Origin of the sequence: Streptomyces sp. XD-27 (assembly GCF_030553055.1) — a bacterium.
Classification (GTDB): Bacteria; Actinomycetota; Actinomycetes; order Streptomycetales; family Streptomycetaceae; genus Streptomyces.
This window is the reverse complement of the sequence record NZ_CP130713.1, coordinates 4,567,283-4,581,777: the sequence shown is the minus strand read 5'-3', so window position 1 is coordinate 4,581,777 and position 14,495 is coordinate 4,567,283. Positions and strand designations below refer to the sequence as shown.

The window sequence follows — 14,495 nt, the reverse complement described above, 5'->3', positions numbered from 1 at the left end:
TGATCCATGATGAGCACGGATCTCTACCGCGGCATCACCGACGCCGCCCACGACTCGCCCGGCTGGCTGCACCGACTGGCCGAACTCGGCACGGACGCGGGGCTGCTGCTGCTCGCGGGCGTCGCCGCCGCGGCCTGGTGGCGGGCCCGGCGCGGCACCGCGCGCGGCATGGCGCTGGCGCTGCTGGTGCCGGTGGCGACGGTGGCGGCGTATGTGTGCAGCGAGGCCCTCAAGACCGTCGTCGACGAGGAGCGCCCCTGCCGCGCGGTGACCGGAGCGGCACCGCCGATCGCCTCCTGCCCGCCACCGGGCGACTGGTCCTTCCCCAGCAACCACGCGACGCTGGCGGCGGCACTGGCGGTGGGCGCGGTGTTCGCGTGGCGGCGCACGGCGGCGCTGGCGCTGCCGCTCGCCGCGCTGCTGGCGTTCTCACGGGTGTACGTCGGCGTCCACTATCCCCACGACGTGGCGGCGGGGGCGGTGTTGGGCGCCGTAACCGCGGCGGCCTGCGCGGGACTGCTCGCCGGTCCGGCGGCGGCCCGGGTGGCGCGTATACGGACGACGGCGCGGCACCGCCGCCCCGGCGTGGCGGCACGAGTGGTGGGCCCTGGACCCGCGGCCCCGAGCACCCGACCCGTCCGATGACAGAGGACGAACCGGGACGGGGTGGTGGGGGTGGAGTGAGGTGGGAAAGACCGGCCGTGGCCGGCCGGTCAGGTGCCCGCCTCCGGGTCCGCGACCAGCCCCGCCTCGTGGGCCACGATCGCCGCCTGTACCCGGTTGCCCACCGCCAACCGGTCGAGCACCGCGCTGACATGCCCCTTGACCGTGCCCTCGACCAGATGCAGCCGCCGTGCGATCTCCGCGTTCGACAGCCCGGCGCCGACCAGCGCCAGCACCTCCCGCTCGCGGGCGGTCAACGCGTCGATCCGGGCCCGGGCCGCCGCACCGCGCGCCAGCCGCTCGCCACCGAGTTCGGCGATGACATGCCGCGCCACGGCGGGCGAGAGGAACGCCCCGCCGCCCGCCACGGCCCGTACGCCCGCGAGGAGTTCGTACGGGTCCCCGGACTTGAGCAGGAACCCGGTCGCACCGCCGCCCAGCGCGCGGGCGATGTACGCGTCCTCCGAAAAGGTCGTGAGCATCGCCACCGCCGTACCCGGCACCGCCCGCACGATCTCCTCGCACGCGGCGAGCCCGTCCAGCCGGGGCATACGGATGTCGAGCAGCGCCACATCGGGCCGGTGCGCGCGCACCGCCTCCACCGCCGCCCGCCCGTCGACGGCCTCCGCGACGACCTGGATCCCGGGATCGGCGGCGAGGATGGCGCGCACCCCGGCCCGGATCACCGCCTCGTCGTCGGCGAGAAGAACGCGTACGGATGGCGTCGCCGCCGGGTGCCCGCCGTGGGGGCGGCCGTGGAGGCCGTGCGGATCGGTCATGCCCCCAGCGTAGGCAGCGGCACGGGGCGCGGCCCCGTCCGTTAACACCGGAGGCAGCGGATCACCCGCTCGTGCTCGGGGTCGCGCTCCGCGCCGCCGCCGCACCGGGGGCACTCGAACATGGCCGCTCCCTTTAGGCCGCCGGGTCGAACTCCCCCAGCTTGGCACCGCTGAGGAAGGCGGTCCACTCCACTGTGGTGAACTCGGGCGGGAGCCTGGGGGTCATTCCTCGCGGGTCACGCGCGCGTGGTCGGTGCAGACCCTGCGGAACAGGTCATGGCCGGTGCGTCCGGTGTGGCGCAGGCACCAGAGCTGTACGGCGTCCAGGTCACCCTGGGGGCCGGATTCGACGCCGCAGCCGACCGTGACGCAGTACGCCTCCGCCGTGATGCCGCCCTCCGGTTCGTGCCGGATCCGGTGCCGGACGTAACGCATGACCGTGCGCATGCCCGAGCACGCTTCTGCCCATGGCGAGTTGGACGGCCTCCATCTCGTCGGCAAGCCGGGAGACGGGCCCGCCGCGCTCGTCGGCATTCACGTAGCACGGCTTGCCGTCCGGCGTCGGCCAGGGCAACAGCCGCGCGACGCCCGGGCTCGGCCCACTACTGCCCCGCACAAGGGTTCATCATCGCGGCATGCAGGCCGAGTGGCAGATGCGAGTTGGGCACCTGGAGTCAGCATGCGCCACCTGGAACCTCGCCCTCGACGACTACCCCCATGTGCAATCCGGCCGCGCCGACCAGCGCATCCGCACCATGTGCCGGCTCATCCGCCCCCACCTCAAGAACCGCCACGCCCGCGACCTCCACGACCGCGCCCGAACCGTCGCCCCGGCCCTCGCCCGACCTCGCCCTCACCGGATCGGGGGAAGGTCACGGCGGACGGGCGCACCGGCAGCCGCTCGCGGACGTGGTCGACACCGCGCGCGTTCCAGGCGCCGATCACCTCGCCGTCGACGGTCAGCGTGCTGTCGACGACGATCGCGGGGCCGAGGCCGGAGTTGGTGAGCCGGAGACCCGCTCTGCCTCCCACCGGCCAGCCCCGGTGCAGCTGGAGTATCGGGCGCACCGAGTGGCGGTTGTGCTGCCGCATCGCGTGGGTCTGGTAGACCGAGACGACCAGCGACGCGACAGCGATCACGACGGCGCATATCGCGGTGACGGTCTCCGCGTTCATCCCGTCCCCTCGGGGGAGTCCCCTTCCGCGAGGTCGAGGGCGGTGAGGTCGAGCTTCCGCAACCGCTCGGGGTCGGCCAGGACGTCGATGGCCAGGATCTTCCCTCCGGTGACGGTGAAGGCCATGACGGACAGCGGCCGTCCGTCCGTGGCGACGACGACTCCGGCGGCTCCGTTGACCAGCGCCGGCCGTACGAACGGGGAGAGCTGTCCGAAGGTGACCGCTTGCGAGGCGACGGTCCGGGCACCGTTGAGCACGACCGTGAGACTGGCGCCGGCCCCACCGTCGGACCGCAGGACGACGTCGGGGTCGAGCACGGCGACGAGAGCGCCGAAGTCGCCGTCGCGAGCGGCGGCGAAGAACGCGGCGACGGCCTCGCGCTGGCGGGCGAGATCAGGATCGGGCGCCGGCGCCTGGCCCTGCACCCGGCGGCGGGCGCGGCTGGCGAGCTGCCGCGCGGCGGCCGTGGACTTCTCGATCACCGGGGCGATCTCGTCGAAGGGCACGGCGAACATGTCGTGCAGCACGAAGGCGAGCCGTTCGGCCGGTGACAGCGTTTCGAGAACCACCAGCAGCGCCAGCCCGACCGAGTCGGCCAGCAGCGCTTCCTGCTCGGGGTCGATCCCGTCCTCATGGCTGATGACCGGGTCGGGTATGCGCAGCTCAAGGGGGTCCTCGCGGCGCTGCTCGCGCGAGCGCAGCACGTTCAGGCACACGCGCCCCACCACCGTCGTCAGCCACCCGCCGAGGTTCTCCACGCTGTCGGCGTCGGTGCGGCTGAGTCGCAACCAGGTGTCCTGGACGGCGTCATCGGCCTCGCTCACCGAGCCGAGCATCCGGTAGGCCACCGCTCTCAGACGGGGCCGGTGCTCCTCGAAACGCTCTGCGAGCAAGAGGCTCTCGTCCACGTGTCACATTCCTTCCGCGCGGCGGGACATAGCAGTAGATCCACGAAACGTAGCCGCTGCGGCCGGGAGATCCACTCCCGGGCCGAACGAGTTTGGAGAAGTCATGACGTCACCCATCCTGGTCACGGGCGGCACCGGCACGCTGGGGGGCCACGTCGTCCCGCTGCTGCGGGCGGCCGGCCGCGACGTGCGGGTGCTCAGCCGGCGCGCCCGCGAGTCCGCGGACGGCGTCGCGTACGTGACCGGTGACCTGCTCAAGGGCGAGGGGCTCGAAGCCGCGCTGGACGGCATCGAGACCGTCCTGCATCTCGCGGGCGGCCCCAAGGGCGATGACGAGGCGACCCGGAACCTGGTGCGGGCCGCGTCGCGAGCCGGGGTGCGGCACCTGGTGTACATCTCGGTCATCGGGGCGGACACGCTCCCGCTGGGCTACTTCAGAGCCAAGCTGGGCGCGGAGCGGGCCGTGGCCGACTCAGGCCTGCCGTGGACGACGCTGCGTGCCGCCCAGTTCCACGACCTGACGTTGAAGGTGGTGCGGGGGATGGCGAAGCTGCCCGTGGTCCCGGCCCCGGGCGGACTCCGGTGGCAGCCGGTGGACGCGCGCGAGGTGGCGGCCCGGCTCGTGGAGCTGGCGCTCGGCGAGCCGGCCGGCCTGGTGGCCGACCTGGCCGGGCCGAAGCTGTACGGGCTGGACGAGCTGACCCGCGGATACCTGCGGGCCAGCGGCAAGCGCCGGTTGATGATGCCGGTGCGGATACCGGGGAAGGCGGGCCGCGCGTACCGGGCCGGGGAGAACCTGTCTCTCGAGGGGGCCGCCGTGGGCGAGCGGACCTGGGAGGACTTCCTGGCGGAGCGGGTGGGTTAGGGGGGTGTTCGGTGGGGCTTCCCCTTCGGACACGCCCTGCCCGGCGCTCCGACGGCGGTCCGCTACTCCTCCGTACGCGCCGACGGCACGCCCGCCGCCCCCGGCACCACCGTCTTCGACACCAGACGCCCTTCCCGGAAGCACAGCCGGAAGTGGTCCACACTGACGAAGAGTTCGCCACTCGCGCGGTAGTAGCGGCAGTCCGCCCCGGGTGGGGGCGCCGGGGCACGTTCCGTAGGTGGGTCGGTGGCGGTCAAGTCCGGGAGTACGGGCTCGACCTCGGCGTAGGGCCGGCCGATGCGCAGCGCCGCGAAGTCGTCCGGGTCCATCACCGCGTGGGTGCGCGTGTACGCGTACCAGCCGAACGCCCCGGCAACGACGAGCACGGCCAACGCGCCCGCCGCGCACAGGGAGACGACCAGGCCGCGCCGGGTGGCCCTGCGGGCCTGCGCGTACGCGTGCGCGGCGGGCGGTTCCGGCACGGGCTGCGGCTCGGCCGTGATGGGGGCGGCGGCCTGGCCCGTGCCGTGCGGCAGACGGGCCAGCACGCGGAAGCCGCCGTCGTCGTGTGGTCCTGCCGAGAACGTGCCTCCCAGCAGGCGGACCCGTTCGCGCAGGCCGAGCAGCCCCGTCCCGGTGCCTGCCTCGATGCCCGGCCCGGCACCTGCCCCCGCGCCCGGCCCGGTGCCCGGTGCCGCGGAGACCGGGGTCGTCCCCGCAGCGGCACCCGGCATCGGCATCCGCACCGGCGTCCGGGTCGGCGTCCGGGTTGGCATCGGCTTCCGCATCCGCGGCGGCGGGCCGTTCGTGACCGTCACCACCGTCTCCGCCCGCTCCTGAGCGATCGTCACCGTCACCTCCGCCCCCGGCGCGTGCTTCGCCGCGTTCGTCAAGGACTCCTGGACGACCCGATACGCGGCCCGCTCGGCCAAGGGCGGCACCCCGCCGCCGGCCCCGCGCCCATCCGCCGCCTCGTCCCCGATCCCGCTCCCCCTCACCCGTACCGCCCCCACCAGTCGCACCGGAAGTCCGGACTCCGCCGCGCGCCCGACCAGGGCCGCCACGCTCTCCCCCGCCGGGGCGAGCGGCGCCGCGTCCGCGTCCCGCAGCAGGCCGATGACCTCCCGCAGCCGCTCCGTCGCCGCCGACGCCGCCGCCCGCAGTTCCCCCGCCGCCGCGCGGTGCGCCTCGTCGAGGCCGGGAGCCACCTGGAGCGCGCCCGCGCGCAGCGCGATCAGGCTCAGGTCGTGGCCGAGGGAGTCGTGCATGTCCTGGGCGATACGGGCGCGCTCGCGCAGCCGCACGCGGTCCGCGACGATCTCCTGCTCGCGCTCCAGCTGCGCGGCGCGGCTCCAGCCCGCCGCCACCAGCGCGCGGTCCTGCCGCCGGTGGCGCCCGACGAGCCAGGGGAAGACCGCGCCGAACAGGAGCGTGACGATCAGCAGCAGCCAAGCGACGACCGGGTCCTGGGGCGGGCGGGTGAGGACCAGGACGGTCCCGGCCGCCGCCACCGCGCCGAAGGCGAGCAGCGCGGGGCGCGCGGACGGCGCCCGGCGGCCCAGCAGGTAGGCGACGACGGAGAGCGCGGGGCCGTACGAGATCGTGAACAGGGCCGGGGAGGTGAGCAGGCTCCCGCCCGCGACCAGCAGGAGCGCCGCCACCGGGTGCCGCCGGGCCCCGGCCACCGCCACGGCGAGCAGCAGCAGCCCGGCCGCCGTCCGCCACCAGGGGCGCGGTACGCCGAGTCCGAACTGGTCACCGCAGAGAACGGGGACGGCGAGCAGCCCCCACAGCAGGGCGTCGCCCACCACGCGCCGACGCCGAGCACCGATGCCGATACCGACCACGGGTCCCCCATCCCGTCCTTCGCCCCACCAGGACCGCCCCCGGTCCCGACCACGTACGACGCTACAAGCGGCCGCCGCCCCGCCGCCCCTGCCGAAAGTCAGGTCCCAGGAGAGATCACCCACGAGAGATCCAGGGCGATCAGGCGAGATCACGAGAGAGGCTCGCGGCACGCGGAGGCGAACGTTTCCCGGGCGGGTGGGCGCGTGTCAGGATCGTTCATGACATGACTGCCACGCCCGCGCGCCCCGCCGCCACCGACGTATCCGACGCCCCCGACGTGCCCCACGTACCCGGCCCGGACGTGTCCGGCCCGGATGTGCCCGGTCCCACCGCCCCCGGCCCGGACGTGCCCGGTCCCGCCGTGCCCGGCCCGGACGCCCCCGGTCCCGTCCTCCACGCCCCCGTCATCGACTGGTTCGACGCGCACGCCCGCGATCTGCCCTGGCGGCGTCCCGAGGCGGGCGCCTGGGGGGTGATGGTGAGCGAGTTCATGCTCCAGCAGACCCCGGTCAACCGGGTGCTGCCGGTCTACGAGCAGTGGCTGGCCCGCTGGCCGCGGCCCGCCGATCTGGCCGCCGAACCGCCGGGCGAGGCCGTGCGCGCCTGGGGACGGCTCGGCTATCCGCGGCGCGCGCTGCGGCTGCACGCCGCTGCCACCGCCATACAGGAACGGCACGGCGGTGACGTACCGGGCGACCACGCCCAGCTGCTCGCGCTGCCGGGCGTCGGCGAGTACACCGCGGCGGCCGTGGCCTCCTTCGCGTACGGCAGGCGCCACGCGGTGCTGGACACCAACGTCCGCCGGGTCTTCGCGCGCGCGGTCGGCGGGCGGCAGTACCCGCCGAACGCCACCACCGCCGCCGAACGGAAACTGGCCCGCGCCCTGCTCCCCGACGACGAGTCGACCGCGGCCCGCTGGGCCGCCGCCACGATGGAGCTGGGCGCGCTGGTCTGCACGGCCCGTACGCCGGACTGCGCGCGCTGCCCGATCGCCGGGCACTGCGCCTGGCGGCGGGCCGGTTCCCCGGCGCACGACGGGCCGCCGCGCCGCGGCCAGACCTACGCCGGTACGGACCGGCAGGTGCGCGGCAAGCTGCTCGCCGTGCTGCGCGAGGCGGTCGAGCCGGTGCCGCAGGCCGTACTGGACCGGGTATGGGACGAGGCGGTGCAGCGGGCCCGCGCGCTGGACGGGCTGGTCGCGGACGGACTCGTGGAGCCGCTGCCGGGCGGCCGCTACCGGCTGCCGCTGACCTGACCGTCGGCCCGCCGTCGGGCCACCGTCGGCCCACCGCCGTCCGGCTCGACCCGGCCCCGCGGGGCCCCGTTTGTGACACGCCTGTGACAGTCCCCGCACCCGTCCAGAACAGTCCTTCGCTCCCGCCCCGGCTGTTACACAATCTATGGCTGGCTGTGCGACGGCCGCAGTCCTTCCGTACGCAATGCCGCAACAGCGCCTCCGTAAGTTCCTCATCGCGCCGCAGAAGACCGGCGGCACACAACGTGGGGAACGAGCGGAATGGAGGCTGCGACATGAGCGGCAAGGTGCTGGACTTCGAGGAGTACGTACGCAACCGGCAGGACGCGCTGCTGCGCAGTGCGCGCCGACTGGTCCCGGACCCGATCGAGGCACAGGACCTCCTCCAGACCGCTCTCGTGCGCACCTACGGCCGCTGGGACGGCATAGCCGACAAGTCCCTCGCCGACGCCTATCTGCGCCGGGTGATGATCAACACTCGTACGGAGTGGTGGCGGGCCCGTAAGCTCGATGAGGTGCCGACGGAGCAGCTGCCCGACGCCCGTGTCGAGGACAGCACCGAGCAGCACGCGGACCGCGCGCTGCTGATGGACATCCTCGGCGTCCTCGCTCCCAAGCAGCGCAGTGTCGTCGTGCTGCGACACTGGGAGCAGATGAGCACGGAGGAGACGGCGGAGGCCCTGGGAATGTCCACCGGTACGGTCAAGAGCACCCTGCACCGTGCGCTGGCCCGGCTCCGGCAGGAGCTGGAGAACCGCAACCTGGACGAGCGCGCCCTCCGCGGTCGCATGTCCGGCGAACGGCACGCGTCCGACGAACGGAAGCAGGAGCGGTGCGCGGCCTGATCCAGGCCGTTCCCGGCAAGACCGCCCTGCTCACGGGCGGTTCCCTCGTCGCGCTCGTCGCCGCCGGCGGCCTGGTGCTGGGCGGCTGCGACTTCAACAGCGACGGGGTACGCAACGAGGGGCAGGCGCAGACCGCGAAGGGCTCCGGCTCGGCCCCGGACTCCTACGGCAGTGAGCCCACGGCCGAGGCATCGGCCTCGCCGAAGCCGACCGGCGGCGCGCGCCCCAAGAAGATGAACGCGGTCGAGCTGGTGAAGCTGGTGAAGGCCGACCCGAAGGTCAACGCCGAGCTCAAAGACAGCCTCAAGCCGTGCGAGGGCGACAAGTACCCGGTGGACTGGACGTACGGCGCGCTGACCGGCTCCGCGCGGACCGATATCGTGGTCAACGTGCTGACCTGCGGTGACGGCATGGGGATCGGGGCGTACGTCTACCGCAAGCACGGCGACACGTACGAGAACGTCTTCGCGGACGAGGAGCAGGCGCCGCTCTTCGCGGACCCCGTCGGCAAGGGCGAACTGCACGTCTACAAGCAGCTCTACGCCGCGGACGCCTCCGTGGACGCTCCCAGCGGCGAGGAGCAGATCGTCTACCAGTGGTCGGCGGACCGTAACCGGTTCGAAGAGACCAAGCGGTGGACCACGGACTACAACAGCAACGGGGACGGCGAGGAAGACCGGCCCACGGTCGGCGACGGAACGGAAGGCTGACAGCGGCGGTGGCCGAAACCCATGTCCTCTTCGTCGAGGACGACGACGTGATCCGCGAAGCCACCCAGCTCGCTCTGGAGCGGGACGGCTTCGTGGTGACGGCCGCGCCGGACGGGCTGTCCGGCCTCGAGGCGTTCCGGGCGCACCGGCCCGACATCGCGCTGCTCGATGTGATGGTGCCGGGCCTGGACGGGGTGAGCCTGTGCCGCCGGATCCGCGACGAGTCGACCGTTCCGGTGATCATGCTGTCGGCGCGGGCCGACTCCATCGACGTCGTGCTCGGCCTGGAGGCCGGCGCCGACGACTACGTGACCAAGCCGTTCGAGGTGACGGTGCTGGTCGCCCGCATCCGGGCCGTACTGCGCCGCTTCGGGCACGCGAGCGGGCCGGGCGGGGCCGGGCAGGCGGCCGAGCCGGAGGACGACGGGGACGGGGTGCTGCGCTTCGGCGACCTGGAGGTCGACCCGGAGGGCATGGAGGTGCGCAAGGGCGGCAGGACGGTGGCGCTGACCCCGACCGAGATGCGGCTGCTGCTGGAGTTCTCGGCGGCGCCGGGCACCGTCCTGTCCCGCGACCGGCTGCTGGAGCGGGTGTGGGAGTACGGCTGGGGTGGTGACACCCGGGTCGTCGACGTCCATGTGCAGCGACTGCGCGGCAAGATCGGCCAGGACCGGATCGAGACGGTCCGCGGCTTCGGCTACAAACTCAAGCCGTGACCGAGGAGCGAGGAACGCGATGAGCAGACGCGTGAGCCGCTCCGGCCCGCGGTGGTTCCGCTCCGGCCTGCGGTGGAAGGTCAGTATCGCCATCGCCGCCGTGAGCGCGCTGGTCGCCGTGGCGCTGAGCCTGGTGGTGCACAACGCCGCCCGGGTCTCGATGCTGAACATGAGCCGCGACGTGATGGACGAGCGCGTGGTGGCCGCGCAGAAGTCGTTCGAGAAGACGGGCATCGCCCAGTTCGGTGCCAAGATCAACGACGCGCGGCTGCCGACGGCCCTGAAGAAGGCGACGGCGAAGGACCAGCGCGCCACCTATCTGCAGGACTCCGGCTCCGGCGCCCCCGAGGTGTGGGCGTCGGTCCCGCTGCCCGACGGCCGGACGCTGTCGGTGCACGAGCGCTTCGAGGACCGCTTCGAGGTGCTCAAGGACCTGGACCGGGCGCTGATCATCGGCTCGGTGTCGGTGGTGCTCGGCGGCATCGCGCTGGGCGTGCTCATCGGCGACCAGCTCTCGCGGCGGCTGCGCAAGGCCGCCATGGCGGCCCGCAAGCTGGCCGAGGGCGACTCCGAGGTACGGGTCCGGGAGGCGATCGGCGGCCGGGTACGGGACGAGACCGACGATCTGGCGCGCGCGGTGGACGGCATGGCCGAGGCGCTCCAGCAGCGGCTGGAGGCCGAGCGGCGGGTCACCGCGGACATCGCGCACGAGCTGCGGACCCCGGTGACGGGGCTGCTCACGGCCGCCGAGCTGCTGCCGCCGGGCCGCCCCACCGAGCTGGTACGGGACCGGGCGCAGGCGATGCGCACCCTGGTCGAGGACGTGCTGGAGGTCGCCCGACTCGACGGGTTCGCCGAGCGCGCGGAGCTCCAGGAGATCGACCTGGCGGAGTTCGTGGTGCGCCGGGTGCGGGTGGCGGCGCCGGACGCGACGGTGACGGTGCTGCGGGACGCGCACGTCAGCACCGACCCGCGGCGGCTGGAGCGGATCCTGGGCAACCTGCTGGCCAACGCCGCCCGGCACGGCAAGCCGCCGTTCGAGGTGACGGTGGAGGGCCGGGTGCTGCGGGTCCGCGACCACGGCCCCGGCTTCCCGGAGACGCTGCTGAAGGACGGGCCGAGCCGGTTCCGTACGGGCAGCAAGGACCGGGCGGGCAAGGGCCACGGGCTGGGGCTGACCATCGCGGCCGGTCAGGCGCGCGTGCTGGGCGCCCGCCTGACCTTCCGCAACGCCGAACCGCTGGCCGAGGGCCGGGAGGGCGCGGTGGCGGTGCTGTGGCTCCCGGAGTCGGCGCCGACCAACACGGGCAGCTTCCCGGTGATCCACGTACCGGACTGAGGCGGCCGACGAGGGCCGATCGCCCGTCCAGCGCCGGGCTGAGCCCCGCACCGGACTGAGACGGTCGGCCACGCACCGGGCTGAGGCCCGCACCGGACTGAGGCCCGCACCGAGCTGCGGTCCGCACCGGACTGAGACGGTCAGCCACGCACCGGGCCGAGGCCCGTGCCCGGACCTCGGCGGCGGCCCGTCAGGCGCGTTCGGCCGTCCCCGACGGGACGGGCTCGGCCGCGTCCTGGTCGGCCTCCGGCCCGGCGGGGCTCGCCTCCCGCCCGTCAGGGCCCGGCTTCGGCTCGCTGCCGCGCAGCGGGATCTCCTTGATGAACCAGGCGGCGGCGAAGCCGATCAAGCTGATCAGCGTGCCCCACAGGAAGACCTGGTGGGTGCCGTCGGAGACGGCGTGCAGGTAGGCGTCCTTGATCGCGGCCGGCAGCTCGGCGATGCTGTCGGGGTCCATCTGGGCGCCGCCCGAGGTCATGTCCGCGGCCTTCTCACCGGCCCGCCCGACCATCGTGTCGTGCACCTGGTGGGTGAAGATCGCGCCGAAGAGCGCGACGCCGAAGGAGCTGCCGATCGTGCGGAAGAGCGTGGCGGCGGAACTGGCGACGCCCATGTCCTTCATCTCGACGCTGTTCTGCGCGATGAGCAGGGTGACCTGCATCAGCAGGCCCATGCCCGCGCCGAGCACCGCCATGTAGAGGCCGGACGTGACGCGGCTGGTGCCGGTGTCCATCTGGGCGAGCAGCAGCAGCCCGGCCGTGATGAGGGCGCCACCGGCCACGGGGAAGATCTTGTAGCGGCCGGTGCGGGTGGTGACGCGTCCGGCGACCAGCGACAGCAGCGTCAGGCCGAGCATCATCGGCAGCAGCAGAAGACCCGAGTTGGTGGCGGAGGCGCCCTGCACGGTCTGCTGGAACAGCGGCAGGAAGGTCATCGCGCCGAACATCACGAAGCCGGTGAGAAAGCCGATCAGGGTGATGAGCGAGAAGTTGCGGCTGCCGAAGATGTGCAGCGGCAGGACCGGCTCGGCGACCCGCCGCTCCACGGCCACGAAGGCGGCGAGGGCGGCGACGCCCAGCACGGCGAGCCCGATGATCTGCGCGGAGCCCCAGGCGTACTCGTTGCCGCCCCAGGTGGTGATGAGGACCAGCGAGGTGATGCCGATGGCCAGCAGGGCGGCGCCCGCGTAGTCGATACGGGCGCGGGAGCGGCGAGCGGGCAGGTGCAGCACGGTCGTGATCATGGCCAGCGCGACGGCGCCGAGCGGCAGGTTGATGTAGAAGCTCCAGCGCCAGCCGAGGTGGTCGGTGATGGCGCCGCCGGCCAGCGGTCCGCCGACGGTGGCGACGGCCATGACGGAGGCCATCATGCCCTGGTACTTGCCGCGCTCGCGGGGCGGGATCAGCTCCCCGATGATCGCGAACGCGCCGACCATCAGACCACCGGCGCCCAGGCCCTGGACGGCGCGGAAGCCGATCAGCTGCCCCATGCTCTGCGCCATGCCGGAGAGCGCGGAGCCGGCCAGGAAGACCACGATCGAGGTGAGGAAGATGCCCTTCCGCCCGAACATGTCGCCGAGCTTGCCCCACAGCGGTGTGGAGACCGCGGTGCCGAGGGTGTAGGCGGTGACGACCCAGGAGAGGTGGTCCAGGCCGCCGAGTTCCCCGACGATCGTCGGCATCGCGGTGCCGATGATCATGTTGTCCAGCATGGCGAGCAGCATCGCCATCATGAGCGCGAACATGATCAGGCGCACGTTGCGCGGCTGTTGTTGCAGCTGTTGTTGCGGCTGTTCATCCGACATGCGGTATTCCCCCTGAGACGTGACCGGGTGCGCGTACGGGCGACAACACCGGCGCCGGACTTACTTGCCGACCGGCTAGTTGCGTACACTGGGGACGGTAGAGCGGCCACTAGCCGGTCGTCAAGTAAGTAAGTGGGAGGCATCGTGGCCAGCGCGCAGCCGCACCGAGGCCGGGGGGACACCCGCCAGCGCATCCAGGACGTCGCCCTGGAACTCTTCACCGAGCGCGGCTACGACAAGACCTCGCTCCGCGAGATCGCCGAGCGGCTGGAGGTCACCAAGGCCGCGCTGTACTACCACTTCAAGACCAAGGAGGACATCGTCCTCAGCGTGGTCGAGGACCTCGGGCGGCTGCTGGACGAGCTGATCGAGTGGGGCCAGGCCCAGCCGCGCACCCTGGAGACCAAGAAAGAACTGCTGCGCCGCTACAGCGAGGCGCTGGCCGACGCCACCCCGGTCTTCCGCTTCCTGCAGGAGAACCAGGCGACCGTACGGGAACTGAGCATCGGCGGAGCGTTCAAGGAGCGGCTGGTCACCCTGTCCGACCTGCTCAGAGCGCCGGACGCGGCACTGACCGACCACGTCCGCACCACGGCCGCGATGTTCACCATGCACGTGGGGCTGATGGCACTGCACGACATCGAGGGCGACGCCGAGGACAAGCGCAAGGCCGTCCTCGAGGTCGCCCTCGATCTGCTTACGGAGGCTCACCGGTCCCGGTGAGGCACTCCGGTGCTCACATGCCCACGCCGTGGCCGCGCAGGAACTTCAGCGGCTCGACCGCCGTGCCGTAGTTCGGCGTCGTACGGACCTCGAAGTGCAGGTGCGGGCCGGTGGAGTTGCCGGTGCTGCCGGACAGGCCGATCTCCTGCCCCTTGCCCACCGTCTGGCCGACGTGCACCTTGACCTGCGACAGGTGCGCGTACTGGGTGTAGGTGGCGCCACCGTGCCGGATCACGATCGCGTTGCCGTACGCCGGCCCGTCACCGCCGCCGTTCGGGCCCGCCTTGACGACGACGCCCCCGTGGGCGGCCTTCACCGAGGTACCGGTCGGCACGACGAAGTCCTGACCGCTGTGGCTGTTCGACCAGCGGTCGCCGGCGAGGCCGAAGGTCGAGCCGAGCACGTAGGAGTGCAGCGGCGAGGTCCAGTCGCTGGTGCTCCGCACCGCGGGACGCGGGGCGCCACGCGACGCCTTCTTCTTGGCCGCGGCACGATCCTTGGCCTGCTTCGCGGCCCGGTCGGCGGCGGCCCGCTTCGCGGCGGCGTCCTTGGCGGCGGCCCGCGCCTGGGTGTCGGCCTGGGCCCGCACGTCGTCGGCGACGCTCGCCGAGGCGGCCGCCAGCATGGTCGTCCGGGAAGCGTCAGCGTCCGCGGCGAGCGCCACCCCGGCCCCCAGCGCGACCGACGCCCCCAGGCCCGCGGCCACAACGGCGGCGCGGGTTCGCAGGGCCGACGTGCGCGCGGTACGGGTCGTGGTGTGCTTCGTCATCTACAACTGCCTCTCGGGACGACCGCCAGAACATGAATGCATCCCGGAGACGCGGTGCGGCGCGCCGGGATGGCCATTCCTTGGTAACCCGGGAT

The 14,495-nt window shown here is 73.2% G+C and carries 15 protein-coding genes and 1 pseudogene; 9 read left to right on the top strand and 7 right to left on the bottom strand.

The window, feature by feature from the left end; translation table 11 throughout:
* Window positions 1-6 precede the first annotated feature (6 nt).
* A complete protein-coding gene (locus tag Q3Y56_RS19725; protein ID WP_304463204.1) occupies window positions 7-645 on the top strand; it encodes a phosphatase PAP2 family protein in 639 nt (212 codons plus the stop codon).
* A gap of 68 nt (window positions 646-713) precedes the next feature.
* Here the strand turns inward: Q3Y56_RS19725 and Q3Y56_RS19720 are convergent, their stop codons facing one another.
* Window positions 714-1,442, bottom strand: coding sequence for a response regulator transcription factor (locus Q3Y56_RS19720; RefSeq protein WP_304463203.1), 729 nt, complete (start codon window positions 1,440-1,442; stop codon window positions 714-716).
* A 222-nt stretch (window positions 1,443-1,664) separates the two neighbouring features.
* Window positions 1,665-1,889, bottom strand: coding sequence for a hypothetical protein (locus tag Q3Y56_RS19715; RefSeq protein ID WP_304463202.1), 225 nt, complete (start codon window positions 1,887-1,889; stop codon window positions 1,665-1,667).
* A 164-nt stretch (window positions 1,890-2,053) separates the two neighbouring features.
* On the opposite strand from Q3Y56_RS19715, the pseudogene Q3Y56_RS19710 reads away from it, so the two are divergent.
* Window positions 2,054-2,281 (top strand): annotated as a pseudogene (locus Q3Y56_RS19710) (hypothetical protein); the annotation flags it as partial.
* Here the strand turns inward: Q3Y56_RS19710 and Q3Y56_RS19705 are convergent.
* Together Q3Y56_RS19705 and sigJ are read right to left on the bottom strand one after the other, a co-directional pair.
* On the bottom strand, window positions 2,223-2,618 hold the full coding sequence (locus Q3Y56_RS19705; RefSeq protein ID WP_304465913.1) for a hypothetical protein: 396 nt from the start codon (window positions 2,616-2,618) through the stop codon (window positions 2,223-2,225). The pseudogene Q3Y56_RS19710 and the gene Q3Y56_RS19705 overlap by 59 nt on opposite strands.
* Window positions 2,615-3,526: an RNA polymerase sigma factor SigJ gene (gene sigJ, locus Q3Y56_RS19700; protein WP_304463201.1), complete on the bottom strand. Its 912-nt coding sequence runs from the start codon at window positions 3,524-3,526 to the stop codon at window positions 2,615-2,617. Before sigJ ends, Q3Y56_RS19705 begins: the two co-directional genes overlap by 4 nt.
* 103 nt (window positions 3,527-3,629) lie before the next feature.
* On the opposite strand from sigJ, the gene Q3Y56_RS19695 reads away from it, so the two are divergent.
* Complete coding sequence (locus Q3Y56_RS19695; protein ID WP_304463200.1) at window positions 3,630-4,391, top strand: SDR family oxidoreductase; 762 nt, start codon at window positions 3,630-3,632, stop codon at window positions 4,389-4,391.
* Window positions 4,392-4,453: 62 nt separating this feature from the next.
* On the opposite strand, the gene Q3Y56_RS19690 is transcribed toward Q3Y56_RS19695, so the two are convergent.
* A complete protein-coding gene (locus tag Q3Y56_RS19690; protein WP_304463199.1) occupies window positions 4,454-6,202 on the bottom strand; it encodes a sensor histidine kinase in 1,749 nt (582 codons plus the stop codon).
* A gap of 260 nt (window positions 6,203-6,462) precedes the next feature.
* On the opposite strand from Q3Y56_RS19690, the gene Q3Y56_RS19685 reads away from it, so the two are divergent.
* From Q3Y56_RS19685 to cseC, 5 genes are all read left to right on the top strand, one after another.
* Entirely contained in the window at window positions 6,463-7,494 is a 1,032-nt protein-coding gene (locus tag Q3Y56_RS19685; RefSeq protein ID WP_304463198.1) for an A/G-specific adenine glycosylase, read from the top strand.
* 275 nt (window positions 7,495-7,769) lie between these two features.
* Window positions 7,770-8,339 (top strand): SigE family RNA polymerase sigma factor, encoded by a 570-nt coding sequence (locus tag Q3Y56_RS19680; RefSeq protein ID WP_304463197.1) that lies wholly within the window; start codon window positions 7,770-7,772, stop codon window positions 8,337-8,339.
* Window positions 8,327-9,049, top strand: a complete 723-nt coding sequence (locus tag Q3Y56_RS19675) for a hypothetical protein (RefSeq protein ID WP_304463196.1) — start codon at window positions 8,327-8,329, stop codon at window positions 9,047-9,049. Before Q3Y56_RS19680 ends, Q3Y56_RS19675 begins: the two co-directional genes overlap by 13 nt.
* 8 nt (window positions 9,050-9,057) lie before the next feature.
* Entirely contained in the window at window positions 9,058-9,765 is a 708-nt protein-coding gene (cseB, locus tag Q3Y56_RS19670; protein WP_304463195.1) for a two-component system response regulator CseB, read from the top strand.
* 19 nt (window positions 9,766-9,784) lie between these two features.
* Window positions 9,785-11,104: a two-component system sensor histidine kinase CseC gene (gene cseC / locus Q3Y56_RS19665; protein WP_304463194.1), complete on the top strand. Its 1,320-nt coding sequence runs from the start codon at window positions 9,785-9,787 to the stop codon at window positions 11,102-11,104.
* A gap of 190 nt (window positions 11,105-11,294) precedes the next feature.
* Here cseC and Q3Y56_RS19660 read toward each other — a convergent pair whose 3' ends face one another.
* Window positions 11,295-12,908 carry an MDR family MFS transporter gene (locus tag Q3Y56_RS19660; protein WP_304463193.1) on the bottom strand — a complete coding sequence of 538 codons (1,614 nt, stop codon included), beginning with the start codon at window positions 12,906-12,908 and terminating at the stop codon, window positions 11,295-11,297.
* Between the two features lie 144 nt (window positions 12,909-13,052).
* On the opposite strand from Q3Y56_RS19660, the gene Q3Y56_RS19655 reads away from it, so the two are divergent.
* Complete coding sequence (locus Q3Y56_RS19655; RefSeq protein WP_304463192.1) at window positions 13,053-13,631, top strand: TetR/AcrR family transcriptional regulator; 579 nt, start codon at window positions 13,053-13,055, stop codon at window positions 13,629-13,631.
* Window positions 13,632-13,644: 13 nt separating this feature from the next.
* On the opposite strand, the gene Q3Y56_RS19650 is transcribed toward Q3Y56_RS19655, so the two are convergent.
* Window positions 13,645-14,400, bottom strand: coding sequence for a M23 family metallopeptidase (locus tag Q3Y56_RS19650; protein WP_304463191.1), 756 nt, complete (start codon window positions 14,398-14,400; stop codon window positions 13,645-13,647).
* Window positions 14,401-14,495 lie beyond the last annotated feature (95 nt).